The following is a 24,926-nucleotide window of genomic DNA, read 5'->3' on the forward strand; positions in this document are numbered from 1 at the left end:
CGCGCGCCGCCTCACCATGAGGATCCGGAAGCGCGCGTGCAGGGGACATTAGCAGTCCCTTAACCAAGCTGCCCCATCTTGCCAAAATGGTCTCGCGCGCGCGCCTGAAATCGATCCTGACCGGTCTTGCCCTCTATGCGATGGCGGCTGCGATCGTCGGCTATTTCGGCGTCAACGCCTATACCGGCAAATACGGTCTCAACGCCCGCCAGGAACTCGATCAGGAGATCATCGCGCTCACGAGCGAACTGGCGCAGCTCAAGCGCGAGCGCGCCAGGAACGAGCAGCGGGTCTCGCTCCTGCGCTCGGAGAAGATCGATCCCGACACGCTGGACGAGCAGGCGCGGTTTCAGCTCGACTATGTCAATCCGCATGATCTCGTGCGGATGATCCCGCCGAACTGATCAGAGCGTCGCGAGCCTGGCTGCACCGTTGGCGGCGACCTTTTGATGAATCCCACGCTGCACGCCAGGTTTGACGCAGATCAATCAGGCAGCGTCGGCACACTCTAGATTGCCGCCCGGAGGAACAGTGATGAATGGGCAAACCCCCCGGCATCACGCGGCCCGCGTCGAGGCCGCCATCGCGTCAGGCCAGGCGGCTCGCTCCGCGCTCGTGGCCTCGTGGCGCCGTTCGTCCCGATTGCATCATCTCGATCCCGGCGGCCGTCACGCGCCGATGCGGCTGAGCGAAGCCGAGTTGCGAGCGGCGCGCGAGCGCATCGCGCCGTTACTGTGCGCCGCGCGCGGGGCCATGGACCGGCTCTATCAGGCGGTCGGCGCCGCCGGCTGCTGCGTGCTGCTGGCCGATGGGGACGGCGTGCCGGTCGATCGTCGCGGCACTCCGGCCGACGATGCCACCTTCGACTCCTGGGGGCTGTGGACCGGTGCGCTGTGGAGCGAGGAGCACGAGGGGACCAACGGCATCGGCACCTGCGTCGTCGAGCAGCGTCCGCTGACGATCGACCGCGATCAGCACTTCTTCACCCGCAACACGTTGCTGAGCTGCACCGCCGTTCCGATCTACGATCATGACGGGAGGTTCGCCGGCGTGCTCGACGTCTCCTCCTGCCGCGCCGACCGCACCGATGCCTTCGCCAGTCTGATCGCGCTCGCGGCCGGCGAGGCGGCCAGGCGGATCGAGGCCGACCTGTTTCGCAACGCGTTCGCTCACGCTCGCATTGTGCTGACGCCGGCCATTGATGGCCAGTGTGGCGGGCTGGTCGCAGTCGACGCGGATGATCTCGTGATCGGCGCGACAAGATCCGCCCGGATCGGACTTGGAATTGCGCCCGGCCGCCCGTTGCAGCCGGTGCCCGCGGCCGATCTTCTCGGCGGCGATACCGCCCACGATCACCTGGCCGGCGGTCAGCGCGCGGTGCTGCAGCGGGCGCTGCTCCGCGCGGGCGGCAATGTATCGGCCGCCGCCAAGGCCCTTGGCGTCAGCCGCGCCACACTGCACCGGAAGCTCAACCGGTTCGGGCTGAACCATTAGCGTTCGCGGTCGTCCTTCGTCACTGTCGCAGAACTGCGACAGGTCGGCTCGATCGTCGCGTCCGACCGGGCTGACAGAACACCACTCCCGCGACATGGTCGGCGCAAGTCGTGAGCACACGACGGATTGCGCAAACAGCAAACATCGGGAGTGATCAATGAACAAGGTGGAATTCCTCAGCGTCACCAAACATCCCTTCGCCGCACGCTACGACAATTTCATCGGCGGCAAGTTCGTCGCGCCGATCTCGGGCCGGTATTTCGACAATGCCTCGCCGGTGAACGGCCAGATCGTGTGCAAGATCGCGCGCTCCGACAGTCAGGACGTCGAGGCCGCGCTCGACGCCGCGCATGCCGCCAAGGCTGCTTGGGGACGCACCAGTGTCGCCGAGCGCGCCGCGATCCTGAACAAGATCGCCGATCGCATGGAAGACAATCTCGAGCGGCTCGCGATTGCCGAGACCTGGGACAATGGCAAGCCGATCCGCGAGACCCGCGCCGCCGACCTGCCGCTGGCGATCGATCACTTCCGCTATTTCGCCGGCGTCGTGCGCGCCCAGGAAGGCTCGATCGGCGAGATCGACCACGACACCATTGCCTATCATTTTCACGAGCCGCTCGGCGTCGTCGGCCAGATCATCCCCTGGAACTTCCCGCTGCTGATGGCCTGCTGGAAACTCGCGCCCGCGCTCGCCGCCGGCAATTGCGTGGTGCTCAAGCCCGCCGAGCAGACGCCGGCCTCGATCATGGTCTGGGCCGAAATCGTCGGCGACCTCCTGCCGCCCGGCGTGCTCAACATCGTCAACGGCTTCGGCCTCGAAGCCGGCAAGCCGCTGGCCTCGAGCCCGCGGATCGCCAAGATCGCCTTCACCGGCGAGACCACGACGGGCCGGCTGATCATGCAATATGCCAGCCAGAACCTCATCCCGGTCACGCTGGAGCTTGGCGGCAAATCGCCGAACATCTTCTTCAAGGACGTTACCGCCGAAGACGACGACTTCTTCGACAAGGCGATTGAAGGCTTCGTGATGTTCGCACTGAACCAGGGCGAGGTCTGCACCTGTCCGAGCCGCGCGCTGGTCCATGCGGATATCTATGACCGCTTCATGGAGCGGGCGCTCAAGCGGGTTGCCGCGATCAAGCAGGGCGATCCGCGCGAGGCCGACACCATGATCGGCGCGCAGGCCTCTAGCGAGCAGTTGGCGAAGATCCTCTCTTACATCGAAATCGGCAAGCAGGAGGGTGCGAAGGTCCTTGCCGGGGGCGGACGTGCCGAGCTGCCAGGCGATCTCGCCGACGGATTTTATGTCCAGCCGACGGTATTCGAGGGGCACAACAAGATGCGGATCTTCCAGGAGGAGATCTTCGGCCCCGTCGTTTCCGTCACGACCTTCAAGGACGACGACGAGGCGCTCGCGATCGCCAACGACACGCTTTATGGCTTGGGGGCCGGCGTCTGGAGCCGCGATACCAACCGCTGCTACCGCTTTGGCCGCGCCATCCAGGCCGGGCGGGTCTGGACCAATTGCTACCACGCCTATCCGGCGCATGCGGCCTTCGGCGGCTACAAGCAGTCGGGCGTCGGGCGCGAGAACCACAAGATGATGCTCGATCACTACCAGCAGACCAAGAACCTCCTGGTCAGCTACAGCCCGAAGAAGCTCGGCTTCTTCTGACGGGCACGAGAGGGCGGCGCCTTTCTGGCGCCGCCCTCTGCCGCAAACGGCCGCGACGGGAGAAGCCACGCAGCGCCGGTGATTAAATTTGTTGCCGCATCAGCGCCAAAGATTTTCCAATATTTCGATCACGTTGCAGTGCGGCATAATGAAAGTGGTGCCATGCCGCCGCGGCGCTTTCGCGCGCGATTGAGTTAGGTTAGAGAGGGCTTAGTTTTCTCTGACCCGGAATTCCTATGGCCGCACCTAAGAAAGCCGCCGCAAGCACCTCACACGACAAGACCAACGGCGGCTCGCCCCCGGAATTCACCAGGGAGCAGGAGCTGAAGGCGCTCCGCGACATGCTTTTGATTCGGCGGTTCGAGGAGAAGGCCGGCCAGCTTTACGGCATGGGCGCGATCGGCGGCTTCTGCCATCTCTATATCGGCCAGGAGGCCGTGGTGGTCGGCATGCAGATGGCCCTGAAGCAGGGCGATGAGGTCATCACCGGCTATCGTGACCACGGTCATATGCTTGCCACCGGCATGGAGGCCAAGGGCGTGATGGCCGAGCTCACCGGCCGGCGCGGCGGCTATTCCAAGGGCAAGGGCGGCTCCATGCACATGTTCAGCAAGGAGAAGCATTTTTACGGCGGCCATGGCATCGTCGGCGCCCAGGTCTCGCTCGGCACCGGGCTTGCGTTCGCCAATCATTATCGCGGCAACGACAATGTCAGCGTCACCTATTTCGGCGACGGCGCGGCCAACCAGGGCCAGGTCTATGAGAGCTTCAACATGGCGGAGCTCTGGAAGCTGCCGGTGATCTACGTCATCGAGAACAACCGTTATGCCATGGGTACGTCGGTCTCACGCGCCTCTGCGCAGCAGGATTTTTCCAAACGCGGCGCGTCCTTCAATATTCCCGGCATGCAGGTCGACGGCATGGACGTCCGCGCGGTCAAGGCCGCCGCCGACGAGGCCACCGCCTGGTGCCGGGCCGGCAAGGGACCGATGATTCTGGAAATGCAGACTTACCGCTATCGCGGCCACTCGATGTCCGACCCCGCAAAGTACAGAACGCGCGAGGAGGTCGAAAAGGTCCGCCATGACCAGGACCCGATCGAGCAGGTGCGCAACCGCCTGCTCGCGGCCAAGGTCAGCGAGCAGGATCTCAAGGCGATCGACGCGGAGGTGCGTGAGATCGTCAACGCGTCCGCCGATTTTGCCCAACACGACCCCGAGCCGGATCCCGCCGAGCTCTGGACCGACGTTTACCGCTGAACGCGCGCAAGCTTTCCCTTGGAGTCGATATGCCAATTCAAGTGCTGATGCCCGCGTTGTCGCCCACGATGGAGAAGGGCAACCTCTCCAAATGGCTGAAAAAAGAGGGTGAGACGATCAAGTCCGGCGATGTCATCGCCGAGATCGAGACCGACAAGGCCACCATGGAGGTCGAGGCGACCGACGAGGGCACGCTCGGCAAGATCCTGATCCCCGAGGGCACCGCCGACGTGGCCGTCAACACGCCGATCGCGACCATTCTGGCCGATGGCGAGAGCGCGGCCGATCTTGCGAAAACGCCCGCGCCTGCGCAGCAGCACAAGGCCGCGGAGTCCGCGGCTCCTGCCGCCGCAAAGGCCGAAGCGCCGCAGCCCAAGGCCGCACCGTCCGCGCCGCAAGCGGTGGCCGAACCTGATCCGGAGGTGCCCGCCGGCACCGAGATGGTGACGCAGACCATCCGTGAAGCCTTGCGCGACGCCATGGCCGAAGAGATGCGCCGCGACGCGGACGTCTTCGTGATGGGCGAAGAGGTCGCCGAATATCAGGGCGCCTACAAGGTCACGCAGGGGCTGCTCCAGGAATTCGGCGCCAAGCGCGTGATCGACACGCCGATCACCGAGCACGGTTTTGCCGGCATCGGCGTCGGCGCCGCGATGACCGGATTGAAGCCGATCGTCGAGTTCATGACCTTCAACTTCGCCATGCAGGCGATCGACCAGATCATCAACTCCGCGGCCAAGACGCTCTACATGTCCGGCGGCCAGATGGGCTGCTCGATCGTGTTCCGCGGCCCGAACGGCGCCGCCGCGCGCGTTGCCGCCCAGCATAGCCAGGATTACGCATCCTGGTACTCCAACATTCCGGGCCTGAAGGTTGTCGCGCCGTTCTCGGCGGCCGACTACAAGGGTCTGCTCAAGGCTGCGATCCGCGATCCCAATCCGGTGATCTTCCTCGAGAACGAGATGCTCTACGGCCATACCGGCGAAGTGCCGAAGCTCGACGACTTCGTGATCCCGATCGGCAAGGCGCGCATCGTACGCTCCGGCAGCCATGTCACGATCATCTCCTGGTCGAACGGCATGAGCTATGCCCTGAAGGCGGCCGACGAGCTCGCCACGGACGGCATCGAGGCCGAGGTCATCGACTTGCGCACGCTGCGGCCGATGGACACCGAGACCATCATCAACTCGGTCAAGAAGACCGGCCGTGCGGTGACGGTGGAAGAGGGCTGGGCCCAGAGCGGCGTCGGTGCCGAGATCGCCACGCGCATCATGGAAAACGCCTTCGACTATCTGGACGCGCCGGTCGCGCGGGTCACCGGCAAGGACGTGCCGATGCCCTATGCCGCGAACCTGGAGAAGCTCGCGCTGCCCTCGGCGGCCGAAGTGGTCGAGGCCGCCAAAGCCGTCTGCTACAGGTAGGCCATGGCGGGCCCGAAGGAGCAGCCATTGCCGCCCGACGTCCTCGCCCGCGACGATGCGGTCGAGATTCTGCGCGTGTTCGTGCTGGACGGCGGGTTGTCGATGGCGTTCCAGCGTGCTTTCGAAGAGCCGGATATGTGGGGCCTGCTGCTGGTCGATCTCGCCCGCCATGCCGCGCGCGCCTATGCGCGCGAGAGCGAATATACCGAGGAGGACGCCATGAACCGTATCCTCGAGATGTTCCAGGCCGAGATCGAGCGACCGACCGACACCGGAACGACCACACCACGGGCGAAGGGACACTGACCGTGGCAGTTGAATCCCGCCACTTCGATTTCATGCTGGAGGCGATCCGCGAGGCGGAAGCCTCGATCGCGCAGGGCGGCCTGCCGATCGGCGCCGTGTTGACGCGCGACAACAAGATCATCGCCCGCGGCCATAACAACCGTGTGCAGGAGAACAACGTCATTCTGCACGGCGAGATGAGCTGCTTGCGCGAGGCCGGCACCATCTCATTCCACGACACCGTCATGTACACCACGCTGTCGCCATGCTCGATGTGTGCCGGCGCGCTCGCTTTGTTCAAGGTCTCGCTGGTGGTGATCGGAGAATCCGTCACTTTCCCGGGCTCCAAGGACATTCTCGACAAGTTCAGGATTCCCTGGATCGACCTTGCCGACGACCGCTCCATCACCATGATGAAGTCGTGGCGTTCCATCCCTGCCAATGAGCGCCTCTGGCAAGGCGACATCGGCAACTAACCTGGTCTGTTCGTCCTCGCTCCCGGGGACGACATTTTGAAAAGTTCTTCGTGAGGTCAGCATGCCCATCAACATCCTGATGCCCGCTCTTTCGCCAACGATGGAGAAGGGCAACCTCGCCAAGTGGCTGAAGAAGGAAGGCGACAAGGTCAAATCCGGCGACATCATCGCCGAGATCGAGACCGACAAGGCGACCATGGAGGTCGAGGCCATCGACGAAGGCACGATCGCCAAGATCCTCGTCGCCGAGGGCACGCAGGACGTCCCGGTCAATGACGTGATCGCGGTGCTGGCCGGCGAAGGCGAGGATTTGAAGGCGGCAAGTGCGGGGGCTGCGAAGCCCAGCGCCTCCGCTGCGCCACCCAAAGCCGCTGCAGCTCCCGCTGCTGCGCCGGCGCCCGCACCCGCTGCTCCGAAAGCTCCGCCGCCCGCCGCCGCACCGCAGGCTGCGGCTCCGGCTGCACAGAGCAACGGCCATGGCGGTCGCGTGTTCTCCTCACCGCTGGCGCGCCGTCTCGCCAAGGATGCCGGTATCGATGTTGCGATGGTGACGGGGAGTGGTCCGCACGGCCGCGTCGTTGCGCGCGACGTCGAGCAGGCCAAGTCCGGCAAAGGCCTTAAGGCACCCGCCGCGGCTCCATCCGCGGCGCCATCGGTCGCGCCGACCATGTCGGACAAGCAGATACTGTCGCTGTTCGAGCCCGGCTCCTACGACGTCGTCCCGCATGATGGCATGCGCCGCACCATCGCGCAGCGCCTGACCGCTTCGATCCAGAACGTGCCGCACTTCTACCTCACGATCGATTGCGACATCGGCAAGCTGCTCGCCGCACGCGAGGAGATCAACGCGGCTGCTCCCAAGGACAAGGAGAAGAAGCCGCTCTACAAGATCTCGGTCAATGATTTCGTCATCAAGGCGATGGCCGTGGCGCTGCAGAGGATCCCGAACTGCAATGTGAGCTGGACCGAGTCCGGCATGGTCAAGCACCACCATTCCGACGTCGGCGTTGCGGTCGCGATGCCGGGTGGCCTGATCACGCCGATCATCCGCAAGGCCGAGACCAAGACGCTCTCGACCATCTCCAACGAGATGAAGGATTTTGCCGCCCGCGCCCGCTCGCGCAAGCTCAAGCCCGAGGAATACCAGGGAGGCACCACCGCGGTCTCTAATCTCGGCATGTTCGGCATCAGCCACTTCACGGCCGTGATCAATCCGCCGCATGCGACCATCCTCGCGGTCGGCACCAGCGAGGAACGCCCCGTCGTGCGCGGCGGCAAGATCGAGATCGCAAATATGATGAGCGTGACCTTGTCCTGCGATCATCGCGCCATCGACGGCGCGCTCGGCGCCGAGCTGATCGGCGCGTTCAAGCAGCTGATCGAAAACCCCGTCATGATGATGGTCTGAGCCGAGAGCTGTGAATACGTAGGGTGGGCAAAGGCGCAAGGCGTCGTGCCCACCTTGTTTCGTACGCGTTAAACGGCGGTGGGCGCGCTTCGCTTTGCCCACCCTGCGAAGTCAGTTGAACGGGAGCCCGCATGGCCGACACATCCTTCGACGTCATTATCATCGGCTCCGGTCCTGGCGGCTATGTCACGGCGATCCGGGCTGCGCAGCTCGGCTTCAAGGTCGCGATCGTCGAAAAATCCTATCTCGGCGGCATCTGCCTGAACTGGGGCTGCATCCCGACCAAGGCGCTGCTGCGCTCGGCGGAGATCTATCATTACATGCAGCACGCCAAGGATTACGGTCTGTCGGCCGACAACGTCTCGTTCGATCCGAAAGCCGTGGTGCAGCGCTCGCGCGGTGTCTCCAAGCGGCTGAATGATGGCGTCGGCTTCCTGATGAAGAAGAACAAGGTGAGCGTGATCTGGGGCGCGGCCTCGATCGACGCGCCCGGCAAGGTCACGGTGAAGAAGTCCGACGTCGAGGGGCCGAAGGGCGCGCTGGGCGAGGGCAGCTATCAGGCCAAGCACATCATCCTTGCGACCGGCGCGCGGCCGCGCGTGCTGCCGGGGCTTGAGCCCGACAAGAAGCTGATCTGGACCTATTTCGAGGCGATGGTTCCGGAGCGGATGCCGAAGTCGCTGCTGGTGATGGGCTCGGGCGCGATCGGGATCGAGTTCGCATCTTTCTTCAAGACGATGGGCTCGGACGTCACGGTGGTCGAGGTACTTCCGCAGATACTGCCGGTCGAGGACGCCGAGATTGCCGGTCTGGCCCGCAAGCGCCTTGAGAAGCAGGGCATCAAGATCCTCACCAACACGGGTGTAACGAAGCTCGAGAAAAAGAGCGACAGCGTCGTCGCAACGCTGGACGACGGCAAGGCCAAGCAGACCGCGGAATTCGAGCGTGTGATCTCGGCGGTCGGCGTCGTCGGCAATATCGAGAATCTCGGCCTCGAAAAGCTCGGCGTCAAAACCGATCGTGGTTGCATCGTGATCGACGGTTACGGCAAGACCAACATTCCCGGCATCTACGCCATCGGCGACGTCGCAGGCCCCCCCATGCTCGCGCACAAGGCCGAGCATGAAGGCGTGGTCTGCGTCGAGGCGATCAAGGGCCTGCATCCGCATCCCATGGACAAGTTGATGATCCCGGGCTGCACCTACTGCCAGCCGCAGGTCGCCTCGGTCGGCCTGACGGAAGCCAAGGCCAAGGAGAACGGCCGCGAGATTCGCGTCGGCCGCTTCCCCTTCGTCGGCAACGGCAAGGCGATCGCGCTCGGCGAGGACCAGGGCTTGGTCAAGGTGATCTTCGACAAGAAGACCGGCCAGCTGCTCGGCGCCCACATGGTCGGCGCCGAGGTCACCGAGCTGATCCAGGGCTATGTCGTTGCCATGAACCTGGAGACCACGGAGGAAGAGCTGATGCACACGGTCTTCCCGCATCCGACCCTGTCGGAGATGATGAAGGAGGCTGTGCTGGATGCTTATGGGCGGGTGTTGAATATTTGATGGGCGCGCGTCGCATCTGCCAGTCCGTCATCCTGAAGCGCGAGCTGCGCGGTGCGCAGCGCCGTGCAGAGAGCCTCGAAGGATGAACGGCCGAGATGCAGCAGCGGGGCTGTCGCCCTTAGAGGCTCCCCATACGGCGCGATGCGCCGCGTGGCTCGCACCTCAGGGTGACGGTCTAATAATGAATGGATCAGAATAAGAAGAGGAAATCACCCCATGCACGACAACGACAACCTCACCATCGAGCGTCCGACCTTCGTCACCCATCTCGAATGCGCGATGGAGGGCGACCACTACGCCGCTGACCAGGTCCACAACCTCTCCAAGGCCGGCAAGCCGCTGCTGGTGCGCTACGATCTTGCTGGCGTCAAGAAGTCGCTGACCAAGGACGCACTGAGCCAGCGCCCCGCCGACATGTGGCGCTACCGCGAGCTGATGCCCGTGCGCAAATGCAAGGACATCGTCTCGCTCGGCGAGGTCACGACGCCGCTGATCCGGCTGCCGAAGCTTGGCGCAAAGCTCGGTGGCGGCGAGATCATCGTGAAGGACGAGGGACGGCTCCCGACCGGCTCGTTCAAGGCGCGGGGCCTCGTGATGGCGGTGTCGATGGGCAAGGCGCTGGGCATCAAGCATATGGCGATGCCGACTAACGGCAATGCCGGCGCGGCGCTCGCGGCCTATGCGACGTCCTGCGGCATCAAGACCACGATCTTCTGTCCGGCTGACACGCCGGAGGTGAACGTCAGCGAGATCGAGCTTCAGGGCGCGACGGTCTACCGCGTCAACGGCTATATCGACGATTGCGGCAAGATCGTCGGCGAGGGGAAAACGAAAGTCGGCTGGTTCGACACCTCGACGCTGAAGGAGCCGTATCGCATCGAAGGCAAGAAGACGATGGGCCTCGAACTCGCCGAGCAGCTCGGCTGGGACGTGCCCGACGTGATCTTCTATCCGACCGGTGGCGGCACCGGCCTGATCGGCATGTGGAAGGCGTTTGACGAGCTGGAGAAGATCGGGTTCATCGGCTCAAAGCGCCCGCGCATGGTCGCGGTACAGGCCTCCGGCTGCGCGCCGATGGTGCGCGCGTACGAGGCCGGTACGGAGCATGCGACGCGCTGGGAGGACGCTCACACCATCGCGTCGGGCATCCGCGTGCCGCAGGCGATCGGCGACTTCCTGATCCTGCGCGCGGTGCGCGAGAGCAAGGGCTTTGCCATTGCGGTCGACGACGACAAAATTTCGTCGGCGCTCAACGAGGTCGCGCGCGAGGAGGGGCTGTTGCTGTGCCCGGAGGGCGCCGCCACCTACGCCGCTTACAAGGACAGCCTCGCCGATGGCCGCGTCAGCAAAAACGACCGCGTGATGCTGTTCAATTGCGCCACCGGTTTGAAATACCCGCTGCCGCCGGTGACCCGTACGCTCGATCGCCACAAGCCAATCGATTATTCGCAGTTCTAGAACTTCTCCCTCGCCCCGTTCCCCGTAAGCGCGGCGAGGTGAAGAAAAACAAAAGCGACAATGCTGGGGAGAGAACAATGACCAAGGTCGTCTCGGCCGCACTGATCGGCATTCTCGCTCTCACTGCCGCCGCGCGCGCCGACAATTATCCCTCGCATCCCATCACCATCATCGTCCCGTTTGCGGCCGGCGGTCCGTCGGACGCAATGGCGCGGGTGCTGGCCGACCGGATGCGCGTCACTCTCGGTCAACCGCTGGTGATCGAGAACGTCACCGGCGCCGGCGGATCGATCGGCGTCGGCCGCGCCGTGCATTCGGCGCCCGACGGCTACACCATCTCCTTCGGCCATCTCGGCACCCATGTGGCCAATGGCGCCGTCTACAAGCTCAACTACGATCTCGTCACCGATCTCGAACCTGTCGTGCTCTTGCCGAGCAACCCGATGATCGTCGTCAGCAAGAACGCGGTGCCGGCGACCTCACTGAAGGAATTGCTGGCCTGGCTGAAGTCGCGACCGTCGCCGCCGACGGCCGGCACGGCTGGCGCAGGCTCCGGCAGCCACATCGCCGGCGTCTATTTCGAGAGCGTCTCCGGCATCAAGCTGCAATACGTGCCGTATCGCGGCACCGCGCCTGCGCTGAACGATCTCATTGCCGGCCAGATCGACATCATCGTCGACCAGACCTCCAACTCCATCAACCAGGTCCGCGCCGGCACCATCCGCGCCTACGCCATCACCGATGACAAGCGGCTTGCGTCCGCGCCGGAGATCCCGACCGCGGAGGAGGCGGGGCTGAAAGGCTTCAAGATGACGCTGTGGTCGGGCCTCTGGGTGCCGAAGGGTACGCCGAAGGAGATCGTGACCAAGCTCAACGCCGCCGCGGTGGAAGCGCTGAACGATCCCGCCGTGAAGAAGCAGCTCGAAAGCCAGGGCCTCGAGATGACACCTTCGGATCAGCTCACCCCCGAAGCCCTCGGCGCCCGCCAGAAGGCCGAGATTGCGAAATGGTGGCCGATCATCAAGGCGGCGAATATCACGGTGGAATGAAGGCGAACTCGCGTGTCTCGGCTCACTCTCCGACCTCATCCTGGGGAGGCCGTCACCGGGTCCGCGCAAAGCGCGGCCCGATGACAGGCTCCGCGGCCGTCTCGAAGGATCGCCGCGGGCGAGAGCGGGGGCCTTCATCCTTTGAGACGCCTGCCTCGCAGGCCCTCAGGATGAGGCGGTAGAGCGGATGCCCGCCAAACTTATTCCGGTCCCGTATATCCCACCGGCGTCGCCTTGGCGCTCGCATCATGCGTCACCACGCGCTGGTCGCTCTTCCCCGCCACCACGCCACTGCCCTCGAACCGCGCGCGATAGACCAGCACGTTCTCCATCACGCGCTGGACGTAGTTGCGCGTCTCCGACAGCGGAATGCGCTCGACCCAGTCGACCGGGTCGACCTTGGGATCGCGGGGGTCGCCATGCGCCTGCACCCATTCGCGCACCCGGCCTCGGCCGGCATTGTAGCCGGCGAAGGTCATGATCTGGCTGCCGCGATATTCCGACATCAGCGCGCTCAGCTCGGCTGCGCCCATCTGGGTGTTGTAGACGGGATCGGAAACCATCCTGTCCCAATCATACGTGACGCCGAAGCGCTTGGCGGTGTCGCGGCCGGCTTCCGGCGTCACCTGCATCAGGCCGACGGCGTTGGCGGACGATTTATCGCGCTGGTTGAACGAGCTTTCGGTGCGCGCCACGGAATAGATCACGCTGGTCTCGATCGCGGGCGCAACCTGCTTGTGCTCGGGAATGCCGATGGTCGGGAACGCGTATTGGTCGAGCGCCAGCCCGCGTGCCAGCGCCGACTTGCCGACCTCAAGCATGACGCGCGCATCGTTGCGCCGGCCGGCGAGTTCGGCGAGTCCATTGAGGGCGGCGACGTCGGTGCTCTCCTTGGCAAAATCCTCGGCGTAATAAAACACCAGGTCGCGCTCGCCGATCCCGTAGAGCATGTCGGCGGCGCGGACGCGCTCGTCCGCGGGCGGCGTGTCGGCTGAGGCCAGCACCGGCGAGGGCCCGCGCAGCTCGATTCCCTCGAGGCCAAGCCGTGCACGGGCGAGCTGGCCGTAATAAGCGGTCGGATAGCGCGCGGCCGCTTGATAACTCAGACGCGCGTCGGCCGTGGCGTTCATCGCCTCCGCCGCTCGGCCGCGCCAATAATGCGCCCGCGACAATGCGATCGGATTGGCCGAGCCCTCGTCGATCGCGGCGAAGTGCATCATGGCCGCCCTGGGATCGTCGAGATAGCGCAGCGCGATCCAGCCGCACATGAAGTGATAGTCGACCCGGTAGACCTCCATCTCCGGCACCGCGGCCGCGCGCACCACGTCATAGGCGGTCTTGAACTTGCCCTGGTCGAGCAGTTTTCGCGCGAGCAGGCGGCGCTCGCGCCACCACGCATCGGTGTCCTGGGCCGCCATCGTGTCGGGCGCGGCGGCCAAGATCACCTCGGCCGCGTCCTCGATGTGGTCCTTCTGGAGCTGCCATTGCGCGCGGCACAGCACATAGCCGAGATCGCGGCGCGCCTCGGTGGAGACCTCGTCGAGATAGTCCTTGGCCTTGTTTTCCTTGCCGTTGACCGCGGCGCAGGCCTTGACGATCGCCAGCGCGTCCTCGCCGAGCCGCTTGGCGGCGCGCCGTGCACCGGCATAGTCCTTGGCGCCCAGGCGCTTGTCCATGCGGGCGCGATGATCCTCGGCGCTCAGGAGATCGTGGAACGCTTCGTAGGAATCCTCCTCGCTGCGTTCGGACAATTCATCCGTGCGCCAGGCCTCGCGCACGAGACGTGCGGCCCTGTCGCTGTCGCCTTCCATGAGCAGCACGCGGGCGAGCGCAAATTTGCCTTTGGCGCTGGTCGGTCGGTCCATCGTGAATTTGTGCACGGTGGCTGCGTCGCTCTTTTCCTGCCACAGCCGCGCCTCGGCGCGCCGGCGCAGAAGCGCGCTGCTCGGCCAATCCGGATTGGCGGCGAGGAAGGCGGCGTAGCGCTTGAAATTCGCCGTGCTCTCGGAATGGCGCAGCATGAACCAGTCGGCGAGCTTTTGCCCGGCGGGATCGGCGATGCGGTCGCGCGCCGCGCTCGCCTCGTCGGTCTTGCCCTTGCGCGCGAGGTCGATGGCGTCCTTCAGCGCGGCGAGATCGCCCGTGAGCGGCGGCGGTGCCGGCTTGTCCGCGGGCTCATCGTCGTGCTTCTTCGATTTGCGCTTGGCCTCGGCATGCTTGCCGTGCTTGCCGGCCTTGGCCTCATGCGTCTTTTTCGACGCGGATGATTTGTGACTGCTCTTGGCTGCCAGCTCCGTCGGAACGAGCGCCAAGGCAGCCATGGCAACGACACACGCGAGCGAGCGTAGGCACTGGTTCATTGCGTGGTCCCCCTGCGAAACCAGTACAAACCAAATCCGCGACGACATGCGGCTCGAGAATCAAAACGCCATCAAAAACGGCGACGCAGCATCGTTTCGCATTCCTCACGCTTCCGCAACAATGCGGCAAAATACGGATGGACGGCGGGAACTTGTACAACGGTAGAACAGGCCTTTAATCTTCCATTAACGAATAAGGCTGGTGCGACAGGAGAGGGCGGCGCTCGGGGCCGGAATTGGCCAGATTGCGCGTATTCCCGGGCCCAAAACCGGTGTATTGAGTTCCATATCCGTCCTTTCAGCGTTTGCCCCGCACATATGCCGATTTTCAACCAGTCGATCCGTCGCAAGATCGTCGGGATCGCCCTCGGGCTGATCGTCCTGATGCTGGTCACCTCTGTCCTGTCGATGGTGATGTCCAGCCAGGTCGGCATCCTCCTGGACGAGCTGACCAACCGCTATATCCCGGCCTATGGAGATCTGGCACGTGCCAATATCCATTCGCTGGAGCGGGCGGTGGCGCTGCGGCGGATGGTGATGACGAAGATGGAGTCTCCGACCGACGAGGAGACCTATGCGGCGCGCCTTCACGAGTTCGAGGAGGCCGACCGCAACATTGAGCAGGAGGCCGAGAGCGCGCGCAAGAACATCAACGCGATCATCGACGATCCCCGGACGCCGTCCGACAATGCCGCGCTGGCGCGGATCGAGACCCGGATCGAGACCGCGGTCAGCGAGCTGCGCCGCGATCAGAGCCAGAACCACGCAAAGCTGCTCAAGCAGATCGACGCCAAGCAGATGGTGGAGGCCCGCAGCACGCTCGAGCACATCGATGCGTTGCGCGATCAGTTCAACCAGAAGATCGACGCGATCCGCGGCGATATGCTGAACCAGGTTTTTTTCAGCACGTCGCAGGTGACCCGCCACCAGCGCCAGGCGATCATCATTTCGGGCATCGTGACCCTGCTTGCGGCGATTGTCGGCTTCGCGTTTGCGCTGCTGGTCAGTGGCGGCATCACGCGCCCGGTGCGGCTGTTGCTCGCCGGCACCCGCGAAGTCGAGGCGGGCCGTTTCGACAAGACCATCGCCGTCTCGACCCAGGACGAGATCGGCGAGCTCGCCGCCGCCTTCAACCGCATGGTCGAGCAGTTGCGCCAGAACGAGCGCATCCGCGAGACGTTTGGCCGCTACATCGATCCCAAGGTAGTGCAGGGGCTGATCGACCGGCCGGAGGTCGCCGTCGACGGCCAGCGCCGGGTGATGACCATCATGTTCTGCGACATGAGCGGCTTCACCTCGATGAGCGAGGGCATGACCCCGCGCGGCCTGGTCAAGGTGATGAACCACTATTTCACGCTCATGTCCGGTCCGATCAGGAGCAATCGCGGCATCATCGACAAGTATATCGGGGACGCCATCATGGCCTATTGGGGGCCGCCCTTCGTGGAGGAGGACGAACAGGCTCTCCTTGCCGGCGCCGCAGCAATCGAGATGACCGATCAGGTGCCCGCACTCCAGAAGCAGCTGCCCGATCTGCTCGGCATCCGCGCCATGCCGGCGCCTTGCGACCTGCGGATCGGTATCGCTACCGGCGAGGTCCTGACCGGCAGCATCGGCTCCGAGCTGATGATGAGCTTTACGGTCATGGGCGACGCGGTGAACCTCGCCTCGCGGCTGGAGGCCGTCAATAAGCTCTACGGCACTCGCATCTTGATCTCGCAGGCAACCGCGGATGCGATCGGATCGCGCCTGGAGCTGCGCGAGATCGACCGTCTTGCGGTCGCCGGCCAGAGCGCACCGCAGCCGGTTTTCGAGGTGATGGGCAGGACAGGCGCGCTCGCCGCCTCGCAGGGGAACCTGCGGCAGTGTTACGCCGAGGGGCTCGCCGCCTACCGCGCGTGCCGCTTCGATGCCGCACGCACCGCGTTCAACGCCGCGCTGGAGAGCGTCCCGGGCGACGGCCCGTCGCTGACGATGCTCGCCCGCATCGCGCAGTTCGAGGCCAGTCCGCCGCCGGCCGATTGGGACGGCGCCTGGCGGATGGAGAGCAAATAGAAGTCTGCGCCGGGAAAAATTGATTCTACCCGATAACGATGTTGGCCATGACGTATTTCGCGGGCTTAGGCTTGTCGTCCTTGAGGCGTTTGATGGGGATACGCCGATGACTGATCTTGAGGACAGGTTGGAACGGTTCGAGACGCTCACCGCCGAATGCGAGTTGATCACGAAACTCGCCACCGACAGCCGGAAGCGCGAATTTTACCTGAAGCTTTCGGAGCAATACCGCATGCTGGCAATGGATATGCGGCAGGCAATCGCGACCAAGGCCGCAGCCTGACCACGCTGAGAGGCGTCAGTCGGATCGAAGCTGGATGCCGGGCATCCCTGTCTTTACGGGATCTCGCGCGATCGCAAGCCGTTCTTAACGTTTGGCACGCATCCTCAAAGCGGATGTGAGGGATCTTCGTGGCGATTCCTCACGCTGGGAATGCCGGGGCTCATTGCGATGCAGTGATCTCCGCGAACGTCGCTTTGCCGTTGGCTCACGGTGCGGTCCCATGCGTCTTCTTGCGGTCATCATTTTCGCGCTCATAACGGCGGCCTGCAACCAGGAGCAGGACGTCACCGGCTCGACCGCGGTTTGCCAGCTGCGGAACTTCAGCTCCTATAATCCCCGCGACATGAACCAGTGCGTCAACGCCTGCAAGTCGTGCGACCACGGCAACACGGTGACCTGCACCACCTCCTGCACGCTCAAGGGCGCACGCTGAGGACCGCCCGAGGTGCTTTGCCGCATCGCGGCAGTTCATCTCCCGGCCAATGTGCTAGGATGGCCATCCATGGCCGCCGACATACAATCGCCTCAAGCAAACCGTTTCCGGCTTCACCCGGTCGCCCTTGCTTGCGGGCGTGCGATATCGACTTGAGCGACGAAGCTCAATGGCGTGACGACATCGCCTCCCTGGCCTTTCCGGTCGGGGGACACGGCGCATTTTGCGCCGTGCATCGCGGCGCATTCCGGACCTTGATCGGCGCGGAGCCCTCGCCGCAGGATTGCCTCGGCTATTTCCGCCGCTACGAGACCGCATTCCGCGAGGCGGCTCGCGCCAAGATCGCCCGCAAGGGCATTTCGCAGGGGACAAGCCTGCATCTTACCAGTCGCGACGTTGCCCGGAAGCTGATAGAAGACCACCAAATCGCCCACGGAGAACAGTCATGAGCCAATCCCAGTTGTCGAATGCCCAGTTCTCGAACGCCCAGTTCTCGAATGCTCAGGTCGCGCATTTGCCGATCGCCGTCGGGCAGGTGGGACGGCTTTCGCAGGCTCTGATGGCCATGGTGCTGGGCCTGTTCGTCGTCGGCGTGGTTGGATTCTCGCATATCGACGTCGTCCACAACGCCGCGCACGACGTGCGCCATTCGAACGCCTTCCCCTGCCACTAACCGGGGCGGCATGAGCACGTTTCGTTCGATCGTTTTCTCCTCGATCATTGCCGGTTTCATCGTTGGTCTCATTGTCACGGTCGTCCAGCAGTTCGGCACCGTCCCCCTGATCCTGAAAGCCGAGGTCTACGAGAAGGCCGCGGCGACACATCTGCATGAGGCCGTGGCGGCGCCGCAGGCGGCCGCAGCCGGCCATGACCATGCAGCTCATGACCACGCTTCCCATGATCACGGCGCCGAAGCGTGGGAGCCGCGCAACGGATTTGAGCGCAACGCCTACACGGCTGGCGCGAACGTGCTGACTGCGATCGGCTTCGCGCTGCTCCTGGCTGGGTTCTTCGCCATCCGCAGCGGTGCGACTGGCGAAACAGTCTCGTGGCATCAGGGCCTGATGTGGGGATTGGCGGGCTTTTCCGTATTCACCATCGCCCCCGGTCTCGGCTTGCCGCCGGAGCTGCCGGGCGTGCCGGCCGCAGCGCTCGTGTCGCGCCAGATCTGGTGGACGGCCGCTGTGCTGTCGACCGCTGCGGGCCTGGCCTTGATCGTCTTCCGCCGTTCGGTGCCGGCGGCCATTGCAGGCGTGATCCTGCTGCTCTTGCCCCACCTGATCGGCGCGCCCGAGCTGGAGCATGTCGAGACCAACGTGCCGTCCTCGCTGTCGCATCAGTTCGTCACCGCGGTCACGGCGACGAGCCTGGTGTTCTGGACCCTGCTCGGTGCTGCGACCAGCGCGATCTTCGCGCGTTTCGACCATGGCGCGGATGTGCGCGCCTAGACCTGGCTGGACGCCGATCGCGACTCACCTCAACTCGCCCCGGGACGGGTAAAGGGGCGCCGGCCTGCTCTAAAATCTGAGGTTGTGGACGCTCTCTCCACGAGGGTATCGCAGTAAGCTTATCCGTGTCCTCTGAGCCACGATTGTGCTGTCTGTGCAACATTCACGGGCGATTTAACCCTCATCGCAGTCGGTTCGCATGGACGCCGCTTTTTGGCCACACCCAAACATGAATAAAATCACTCGAATTATTGAGGGGCAGCGGCAACCGACGAAGGCGGCGGGAAATCCCAAGGTCGATTCAAATCTTGGCTCTGATTTTCCGGGTCTGAAAGGGTTAGCCGAGGAAACTGGTCGCGATGGACGCGAAGGCCAACATCAAGCAGAGGCTGCCGAGCCGTCACGTGACGGAAGGTCCCACGCGCGCGCCGCATCGCTCCTATTTTTACGCGATGGGTCTGACCACCGAACAGATCCACCAGCCCTTCGTCGGCGTCGCCTCATGCTGGAACGAGGCTGCCCCCTGCAACATCTCGCTGATGCGCCAGGCGCAGGCGGTGAAGAAAGGCGTGGCGTCGGCCGGCGGCACGCCGCGTGAATTCTGCACCATCACCGTCACCGACGGCATCGCCATGGGCCATGACGGCATGCGCTCCTCGCTGCCGTCGCGCGAATGCATTGCCGACTCGGTCGAACTGACCGTGCGCGGCCACGCCTACGACGCTCTGGTCGGGCTCGCCGGCTGCGACAAGTCGCTTCCGGGCATGATGATGGCGATGGTCCGCCTCAACGTGCCGTCGATCTTCATCTATGGCGGCTCGATCCTGCCCGGCAATTTTCGCGGTCAGCAGGTCACCGTGCAGGACATGTTTGAAGCCGTCGGCAAGCACTCCGTCGGCGCGATGTCGGATGAGGACCTCGACGAGATCGAGCGCGTGGCGTGCCCCTCCGCCGGCGCCTGCGGTGCGCAGTTCACCGCCAACACCATGGCGACCGTCTCCGAGGCGATTGGGCTCGCGCTGCCTTACTCTGCCGGTGCTCCCGCACCCTACGAAATCCGCGACGCCTTCTGCATGACCGCGGGCGAGAAGGTGATGGACCTGATCGCGTCCAACATCCGCCCGCGCGACATCGTCACGCGCAAGGCGCTGGAGAATGCCGCGGCCGTTGTCGCGGCCTCCGGCGGCTCGACCAATGCTGCGTTGCACCTACCAGCGATCGCGCACGAGGCCGGCATCAAGTTCGATCTGTTCGACGTCGCCGAAATCTTCAAAAAGACACCATATGTCGCGGATTTGAAGCCGGGTGGCCGTTATGTCGCCAAAGACATGTTTGAAGTTGGTGGCATACCGCTTCTGATGAAGACGCTGCTCGACAACGGATTTCTCCACGGCGACTGCATTACGGTCACCGGTCGAACGATCGCCGACAACCTCAAGAGCGTGAAGTGGAATCCGCACCAGGACGTGGTGCACCCGGCAGACAAGCCGATCACCGTCACCGGTGGTGTGGTTGGTCTGAAGGGAAATCTGGCGCCAGAAGGTGCGATCGTGAAAGTCGCGGGAATGTCCAACCTGAGGTTCACCGGTCCGGCTCGCTGCTTCGACCGGGAGGAGGACGCGTTCGAGGCCGTCCAGAACCGCACGTACCGCGAAGGCGAAGTCATCGTGATCCGCTACGAGGGCCCCAAGGGCGGCCCCGGCATGCGGGAAATGCTCCAGACCACTGCGGCGCTGACCGGCCAGGGCATGGGCGGCAAGATCGCGCTCATCACCGACGGCCGTTTCTCCGGCGCCACCCGCGGCTTCTGTATCGGCCATGTCGGGCCCGAAGCTGCCATCGGCGGCCCGATCGCCCTGTTGCAGGACGGCGACATCATCGAGATCGATGCCGTTGCCGGAATCCTTAACGTAAAATTGAGCGACGCCGAGCTCGCTCAACGCAAGACCAAATGGAGCCCTCGCGCGACTAACCATACGTCGGGCGCGCTCTGGAAATATGCTCAGCAGGTTGGGCCAGCGGTCGATGGGGCAGTGACCCATCCGGGTGGCGCGCACGAGAAACAGTGTTATGCGGACATCTAGGCGTACCATCGTTGCGTTTGTGTTGGGGGCTAGCGTGCTGGCTATGCCGGCGCTCGCCTTTGACGGCGCGCCGGTCAACCAGAAGGATGCGACCATCCCCGTGGTGACCACGTTGCCGGGCGCAGCCGGCGCGGTGCGCAAGTCGGCGCCCCCGGTCGCGACCCAGGAAACAACCCTCAGCGCGCTGCAATATGCCGCCGAGGGCGGCCATCCGATCGCGCAGTGGAAGCTCGGCCGCATGTACGCCAATGGCGACGGTGTGGCCCAGGACGACGTGCGCGCCTTCGAATATTTCAGCCGGATCGCCAACGCGCATGCCGAGGACAGCCCGTCGGCGCCGCAGTCGCAGGTCGTGGCCAACGCTTTCGTGGCCCTCGGCCGTTATTATCTGAGCGGGATCCCGAACTCGAAGGTCAAAGCCGACCCGGACCGGGCGCGGGAGATGTTCTCCTATGCCGCGTCCTATTTCGGCAACGCGGATGCGCAGTACGATCTCGCCCGGCTCTACCTGAAGACGCCGGACGCCTCGCGCGAGGATTTCCGCTACGGCGCGCGCTGGCTCGGCCTCGCCGCGCAGAAGGGCCAGCATGAGGCGCAGGCGCTGCTCGGACAGATGCTGTTCAACGGCGACCGCCTGCCGCGGCAGGCCGCGCGTGGCCTGATGTGGCTAACCTTGGCGCGAGACAGCGCCGGCGCCGACGAGACCTGGATCAAGGAAAACTACAACCGCGCCTTGGCCAAGGCCTCGGACGACGACCGCGCCATGTGCCTGCAAATGCTGGAGCAGTGGGTGCAGGGCCGCCACGAGTGAGCCTTTAGAACGTTTTCGAGTGAAGTGGGCACCGGTTCGCGTAAAGAAAACGCGAGGCGGCGTCACGCCGCCTCCAGATCCAGATCCGCCCATACCGGCACGTGGTCCGAGGGCTTCTCCCAGCCACGCACATAGCTGTCGATGCCGACATTGGCGAGCCGGTCACTGGCCTGCGGCGACAACAGCAGATGGTCGATCCGCAGGCCCTGGTTCTTCTGCCAGGCCCCGGCCTGGTAGTCCCAGAAGGTGTAGAGCCCGGGCTCGTCGGTCACCGCCCGCAGCGCATCGGTCAGGCCGAGGCCGAGCAGCGACTGAAAGCTCTCCCGTGTCTCGGGCTTGAACAAGGCGTCCTCGATCCAGGCGGCGGGATTGTGCACGTCGCGGGCGGCTGGAATGACGTTGAAGTCACCGGCGAGGATCAACGGCTCCTCGGCTTTGAGCCGTTCCTTCGAATACTCAAGAAGCCGCGACATCCACTTGAGCTTGTAGGGGTATTTCTCGGTCCCGACGGGGTTGCCATTGGGCAGATAAAGACAGGCTATGCGTAACACTCCGCGCTTGAGCGTCACCACGCCCTCGAGGAAGCGGGCATGCGCATCCTCGTCGTCGCCGGCGAGCCCCGACTTGGTCTCGTCGAACGGCAGTTTTGAGAGGAGAGCGACGCCGTTGAACGTCTTCTGCCCGTGCGTGACCACGTTGTAGCCGAGCGCCTCGATCTCCAGCCGCGGGAACGCCTCGTCGACGCATTTGATCTCCTGGAGGCAGACGATGTCGGGCTGGCACTCCCTGAGCCAGGTCAGGAGAAGATCGATCCGCTGCCGGACCGAGTTCACGTTCCAGGTGGCTACTCTGATGGACATTGCGGGAAGCTCCAGACGAGGGGCCTCGTTAGAACAAACTGCAAACGCGCCCGTCAAGGACGCCGCAAAAACTCCCACAAAATTAACCCGCCTTAAGCAGGCCGCAGGCCATTGGTGCGGAAGAGGTTCCGCGGATGGGATGGCCCGACAAATCCACCAAGCAGACTGAGCCGCAAGACGGCCTGATCGGCACGTTCCTGTATTGGCTGGGCGGCTTCGGGATCGAGGACGGTCTGACCGCCAATCTCAGCGAGCGCGAGCAGCGTCGCATCCGTGCCAAGCAGATCGAGGCGGTGACGCGGCTGATCCCGGTGGCGATGGCCGTGACCATGCTCAATGTCGCCATCGTCCTGATCCTGTTCTGGGGCAGGGGTTGGAACGACTTCCTCGCGATCTGGGGCCTGACGCTCGCGACCACAGTCTCGCTCGCGGTTCGCGACTGGCGACGCTCTCATCAGCGCCCGCCCCACGAGGCCTCATCCCGCGCAGCGCGGCAGATGATGCGCCAGGCATTCTTCCTTGCCGCGATCTGGGGCGCGCTGCCGCTGGCGCTGTTTAGCCGCCTGGAGCCGACCAGCCAGCTGGTCCTGGCCTGCCTGATGGTCGGGATGATGTCGGGCGGTGCCTTCACGCTCTCGACCTTCCCGCGCGCCGGCTTGGTTTATCTCGCGACCATGACCGTTGCCTGCGCCGGCGCGATGCTGTTGTGCGGTGGTGGTCCGTACGCCCTGACCTCAGTGCTCCTGTTGCTGTTCGCGTTCTTCATGGCGCGCAACATCGTCTCGCAAGGCAATCTCTTCCTCGGCAACCTCAAGGCACAGCTCGAGCTGGAACGGCAGACCGAGATCATCTCGCTGCTGCTCAAGGATTTTCAGGAGAACGCCAGCGACTGGCTGTGGCAGACCGATGCCGAGGGGCGTCTCACCGACGTGCCCGAACGCTTTGCTGACGTCGCGCAGCTGCCGCTCCAGCTCCTAAAGGGATCGCATTTTGCCGACGTGCTCGACATGCTCTGCCCCGACGACAAGGCGGCTGCCTACAACGTCGTCGGCCTGATGGATCACGTCGAACCGCTGCACGAGATGAACATCAAGGTCGTTGCCGGCGGCGAGGCGCGGCTTTGGTCGCTGACGGCGAAGCCAGCCTACGACCGCGATGGTCAGTTCCTCGGCTACCGTGGTTTCGGCCGCGACGTCACCGAGCGGTGGCGCGCGGAAAAGGCCGAGGCCGAGAGCCGTGCGAAATCGGATTTCCTGGCGGTGATGAGCCATGAAATCCGCACGCCCATGAACGGTGTGCTCGGGCTTGCCAGCATGCTGCTCGAGACCAAGCTTGATCCGGAGCAGCACGATGCCGTCGCCAGCATTCACCAGTCCGGCGACAATCTCCAGCGCATCCTCAACGACATCCTCGATCTTTCCAAGCTCGAAGCTGGACGTTTCACGTTCGAGGCGATCGACTTCGCCCCGCAAATGCTGGTCGAGACGGTTGCTGCCATCGTGCGCGCCGGCGCCAAGAGAAGGGGGCTTGCGGTCGAGGTCGAGCTCGACCCGAACCTGCCGCCGACCCTGCGCGGTGACGTCGCGCGCATCCGCCAGGTGCTGCTCAACCTCGCCTCCAACGCGGTGAAGTTCACGGATCAAGGCGAGGTGACGATATCAGCCACTTGCCAGGCTCGCCGCGACCTGCTCGCCACCGTCGAATGGACTGTGACCGACAGCGGGATCGGCATCGCGCCCGAGAAGCTCGGCCAGCTCTTCAGTGACTTCGCGCAGGCCGACGCCTCGATCAGCCGTCGCTTCGGCGGCACCGGGCTTGGGCTGGCGATCTCGCGGCGCATCATCGAGCAGATGGGCGGCACCATCGGCGTCACCTCGACGCCGGGCGAGGGCTCGAGCTTCAGCTTCACACTGGTGCTGCCCTGGAGCCAGGCGCAGGCATCCGACCAGAACGCGGACCGCGACGAAGCCGACGAGCTCAAGGTTCGGATTGCCGGGCTCGATCGGCCGTTGAAGGTGCTGGTCGCGGAGGACGATGCGGTCAACCGCATGGTCGTGAGCAAGATGCTGGGTGCCTTCGACGTCGAGCTGCGCGTCGTGACCGACGGCGTTGAAGCCGTCGAGGCGGTCTCAGACGGCGACTACGATGTCGTGCTGATGGACGTGCGCATGCCCGAGATGGACGGCCTCGCCGCGACCCGCGCGATCCGCGCCGAGGGCGGACGCTTCGCGGCCTTGCCGATCATCGCGCTGACCGCCAATGCCTTCCCCGAGGACGTCAAGATCTGCCGCGAGGCCGGCATGTCGGATTTCCTCGCCAAGCCGCTGCGCAAACCCGCGCTGGTCGCGGCTCTGCTGCGCGCGCTTGATGGACATGGGATGGCGGAAGACGCGCCACTCCAGCCGGAGCTCTTGCCGGTCGAGGTGGAGTGGACCGATGAGGAAAGGCAGATGACGGGGGCGTAGGCGTTAACCCCGTGCATGAATATGCGTGTCGCATCGGTTGGCCGGACGCAGG

General features: G+C 64.4%; 22 protein-coding genes. 20 read left to right on the forward strand and 2 right to left on the reverse strand.

All coding sequences use genetic code 11. The features are described 5' to 3' along the window. The first annotated feature begins 86 nt into the window (after positions 1-86). The 11 genes from AC0L2O_RS10115 to AC0L2O_RS10165 all read left to right on the forward strand — a co-directional run bounded on the left by AC0L2O_RS10115 (position 87) and on the right by AC0L2O_RS10165 (position 12,075). Positions 87-404 carry an FtsB family cell division protein gene (locus AC0L2O_RS10115; protein ID WP_369723466.1) on the forward strand — a complete coding sequence of 106 codons (318 nt, stop codon included), beginning with the start codon at positions 87-89 and terminating at the stop codon, positions 402-404. Between the two features lie 130 nt (positions 405-534). After that, positions 535-1,494, forward strand: coding sequence for a GAF domain-containing protein (locus tag AC0L2O_RS10120; RefSeq protein ID WP_473369622.1), 960 nt, complete (start codon positions 535-537; stop codon positions 1,492-1,494). A gap of 157 nt (positions 1,495-1,651) precedes the next feature. Next, entirely contained in the window at positions 1,652-3,169 is a 1,518-nt protein-coding gene (gene adh / locus AC0L2O_RS10125; protein WP_473369623.1) for an aldehyde dehydrogenase, read from the forward strand. Between the two features lie 236 nt (positions 3,170-3,405). Further along, positions 3,406-4,428 (forward strand): pyruvate dehydrogenase (acetyl-transferring) E1 component subunit alpha, encoded by a 1,023-nt coding sequence (gene pdhA, locus AC0L2O_RS10130; RefSeq protein WP_369723468.1) that lies wholly within the window; start codon positions 3,406-3,408, stop codon positions 4,426-4,428. A 29-nt stretch (positions 4,429-4,457) separates the two neighbouring features. Then, complete coding sequence (locus tag AC0L2O_RS10135) at positions 4,458-5,849, forward strand: pyruvate dehydrogenase complex E1 component subunit beta (protein WP_473369624.1); 1,392 nt, start codon at positions 4,458-4,460, stop codon at positions 5,847-5,849. A 3-nt stretch (positions 5,850-5,852) separates the two neighbouring features. After that, positions 5,853-6,155: a DUF5076 domain-containing protein gene (locus tag AC0L2O_RS10140; RefSeq protein ID WP_369723469.1), complete on the forward strand. Its 303-nt coding sequence runs from the start codon at positions 5,853-5,855 to the stop codon at positions 6,153-6,155. A 2-nt stretch (positions 6,156-6,157) separates the two neighbouring features. Then, positions 6,158-6,610 (forward strand): nucleoside deaminase, encoded by a 453-nt coding sequence (locus tag AC0L2O_RS10145; RefSeq protein ID WP_409188632.1) that lies wholly within the window; start codon positions 6,158-6,160, stop codon positions 6,608-6,610. A 61-nt stretch (positions 6,611-6,671) separates the two neighbouring features. Continuing rightward, complete coding sequence (locus AC0L2O_RS10150; protein ID WP_369723471.1) at positions 6,672-8,018, forward strand: pyruvate dehydrogenase complex dihydrolipoamide acetyltransferase; 1,347 nt, start codon at positions 6,672-6,674, stop codon at positions 8,016-8,018. Positions 8,019-8,149: 131 nt separating this feature from the next. After that, entirely contained in the window at positions 8,150-9,568 is a 1,419-nt protein-coding gene (gene lpdA, locus AC0L2O_RS10155; RefSeq protein ID WP_473369625.1) for a dihydrolipoyl dehydrogenase, read from the forward strand. Between the two features lie 216 nt (positions 9,569-9,784). Then, entirely contained in the window at positions 9,785-11,026 is a 1,242-nt protein-coding gene (locus AC0L2O_RS10160; RefSeq protein WP_369723472.1) for a threonine synthase, read from the forward strand. Between the two features lie 77 nt (positions 11,027-11,103). Beyond that, positions 11,104-12,075, forward strand: a complete 972-nt coding sequence (locus AC0L2O_RS10165; protein WP_473369626.1) for a tripartite tricarboxylate transporter substrate binding protein BugD — start codon at positions 11,104-11,106, stop codon at positions 12,073-12,075. Positions 12,076-12,275: 200 nt separating this feature from the next. Here AC0L2O_RS10165 and AC0L2O_RS10170 read toward each other — a convergent pair whose 3' ends face one another. Then, complete coding sequence (locus AC0L2O_RS10170; protein ID WP_473369627.1) at positions 12,276-14,435, reverse strand: lytic transglycosylase domain-containing protein; 2,160 nt, start codon at positions 14,433-14,435, stop codon at positions 12,276-12,278. Positions 14,436-14,753: 318 nt separating this feature from the next. Here AC0L2O_RS10170 and AC0L2O_RS10175 point away from each other — a divergent pair, with 318 nt between their 5' ends. The 8 genes from AC0L2O_RS10175 (at position 14,754) to AC0L2O_RS10210 (ending at position 21,549) form a co-directional block, all read left to right on the forward strand. Beyond that, positions 14,754-16,490: an adenylate/guanylate cyclase domain-containing protein gene (locus AC0L2O_RS10175; RefSeq protein WP_473369628.1), complete on the forward strand. Its 1,737-nt coding sequence runs from the start codon at positions 14,754-14,756 to the stop codon at positions 16,488-16,490. A gap of 106 nt (positions 16,491-16,596) precedes the next feature. Next, complete coding sequence (locus tag AC0L2O_RS10180; protein ID WP_369723475.1) at positions 16,597-16,773, forward strand: hypothetical protein; 177 nt, start codon at positions 16,597-16,599, stop codon at positions 16,771-16,773. 220 nt (positions 16,774-16,993) lie between these two features. Then, entirely contained in the window at positions 16,994-17,206 is a 213-nt protein-coding gene (locus tag AC0L2O_RS10185) for a hypothetical protein (protein ID WP_473369629.1), read from the forward strand. Positions 17,207-17,358: 152 nt separating this feature from the next. Continuing rightward, the gene (locus AC0L2O_RS10190; protein ID WP_369723477.1) at positions 17,359-17,655 is read left to right on the forward strand and encodes a DUF1488 family protein; all 297 of its coding nucleotides are present in this window, start codon (positions 17,359-17,361) and stop codon (positions 17,653-17,655) included. After that, positions 17,652-17,879, forward strand: a complete 228-nt coding sequence (locus AC0L2O_RS10195; RefSeq protein ID WP_473369630.1) for a CbtB domain-containing protein — start codon at positions 17,652-17,654, stop codon at positions 17,877-17,879. Before AC0L2O_RS10190 ends, AC0L2O_RS10195 begins: the two co-directional genes overlap by 4 nt. Positions 17,880-17,889: 10 nt before the next feature. Next, positions 17,890-18,654, forward strand: coding sequence for a CbtA family protein (locus tag AC0L2O_RS10200; RefSeq protein ID WP_473369631.1), 765 nt, complete (start codon positions 17,890-17,892; stop codon positions 18,652-18,654). Positions 18,655-19,013: 359 nt separating this feature from the next. Further along, a complete protein-coding gene (gene ilvD / locus AC0L2O_RS10205; protein WP_369723480.1) occupies positions 19,014-20,738 on the forward strand; it encodes a dihydroxy-acid dehydratase in 1,725 nt (574 codons plus the stop codon). Next, complete coding sequence (locus AC0L2O_RS10210) at positions 20,725-21,549, forward strand: tetratricopeptide repeat protein (protein WP_473369632.1); 825 nt, start codon at positions 20,725-20,727, stop codon at positions 21,547-21,549. Before ilvD ends, AC0L2O_RS10210 begins: the two co-directional genes overlap by 14 nt. Positions 21,550-21,611: 62 nt before the next feature. Here AC0L2O_RS10210 and xth read toward each other — a convergent pair whose 3' ends face one another. Next, a complete protein-coding gene (gene xth / locus AC0L2O_RS10215; protein ID WP_473369633.1) occupies positions 21,612-22,409 on the reverse strand; it encodes an exodeoxyribonuclease III in 798 nt (265 codons plus the stop codon). A gap of 134 nt (positions 22,410-22,543) precedes the next feature. Here xth and AC0L2O_RS10220 point away from each other — a divergent pair, with 134 nt between their 5' ends. Further along, positions 22,544-24,874 carry an ATP-binding protein gene (locus tag AC0L2O_RS10220; RefSeq protein ID WP_473369634.1) on the forward strand — a complete coding sequence of 777 codons (2,331 nt, stop codon included), beginning with the start codon at positions 22,544-22,546 and terminating at the stop codon, positions 24,872-24,874. Positions 24,875-24,926 lie beyond the last annotated feature (52 nt).

The organism is Bradyrhizobium sp. Kon10 (assembly GCF_055807395.1).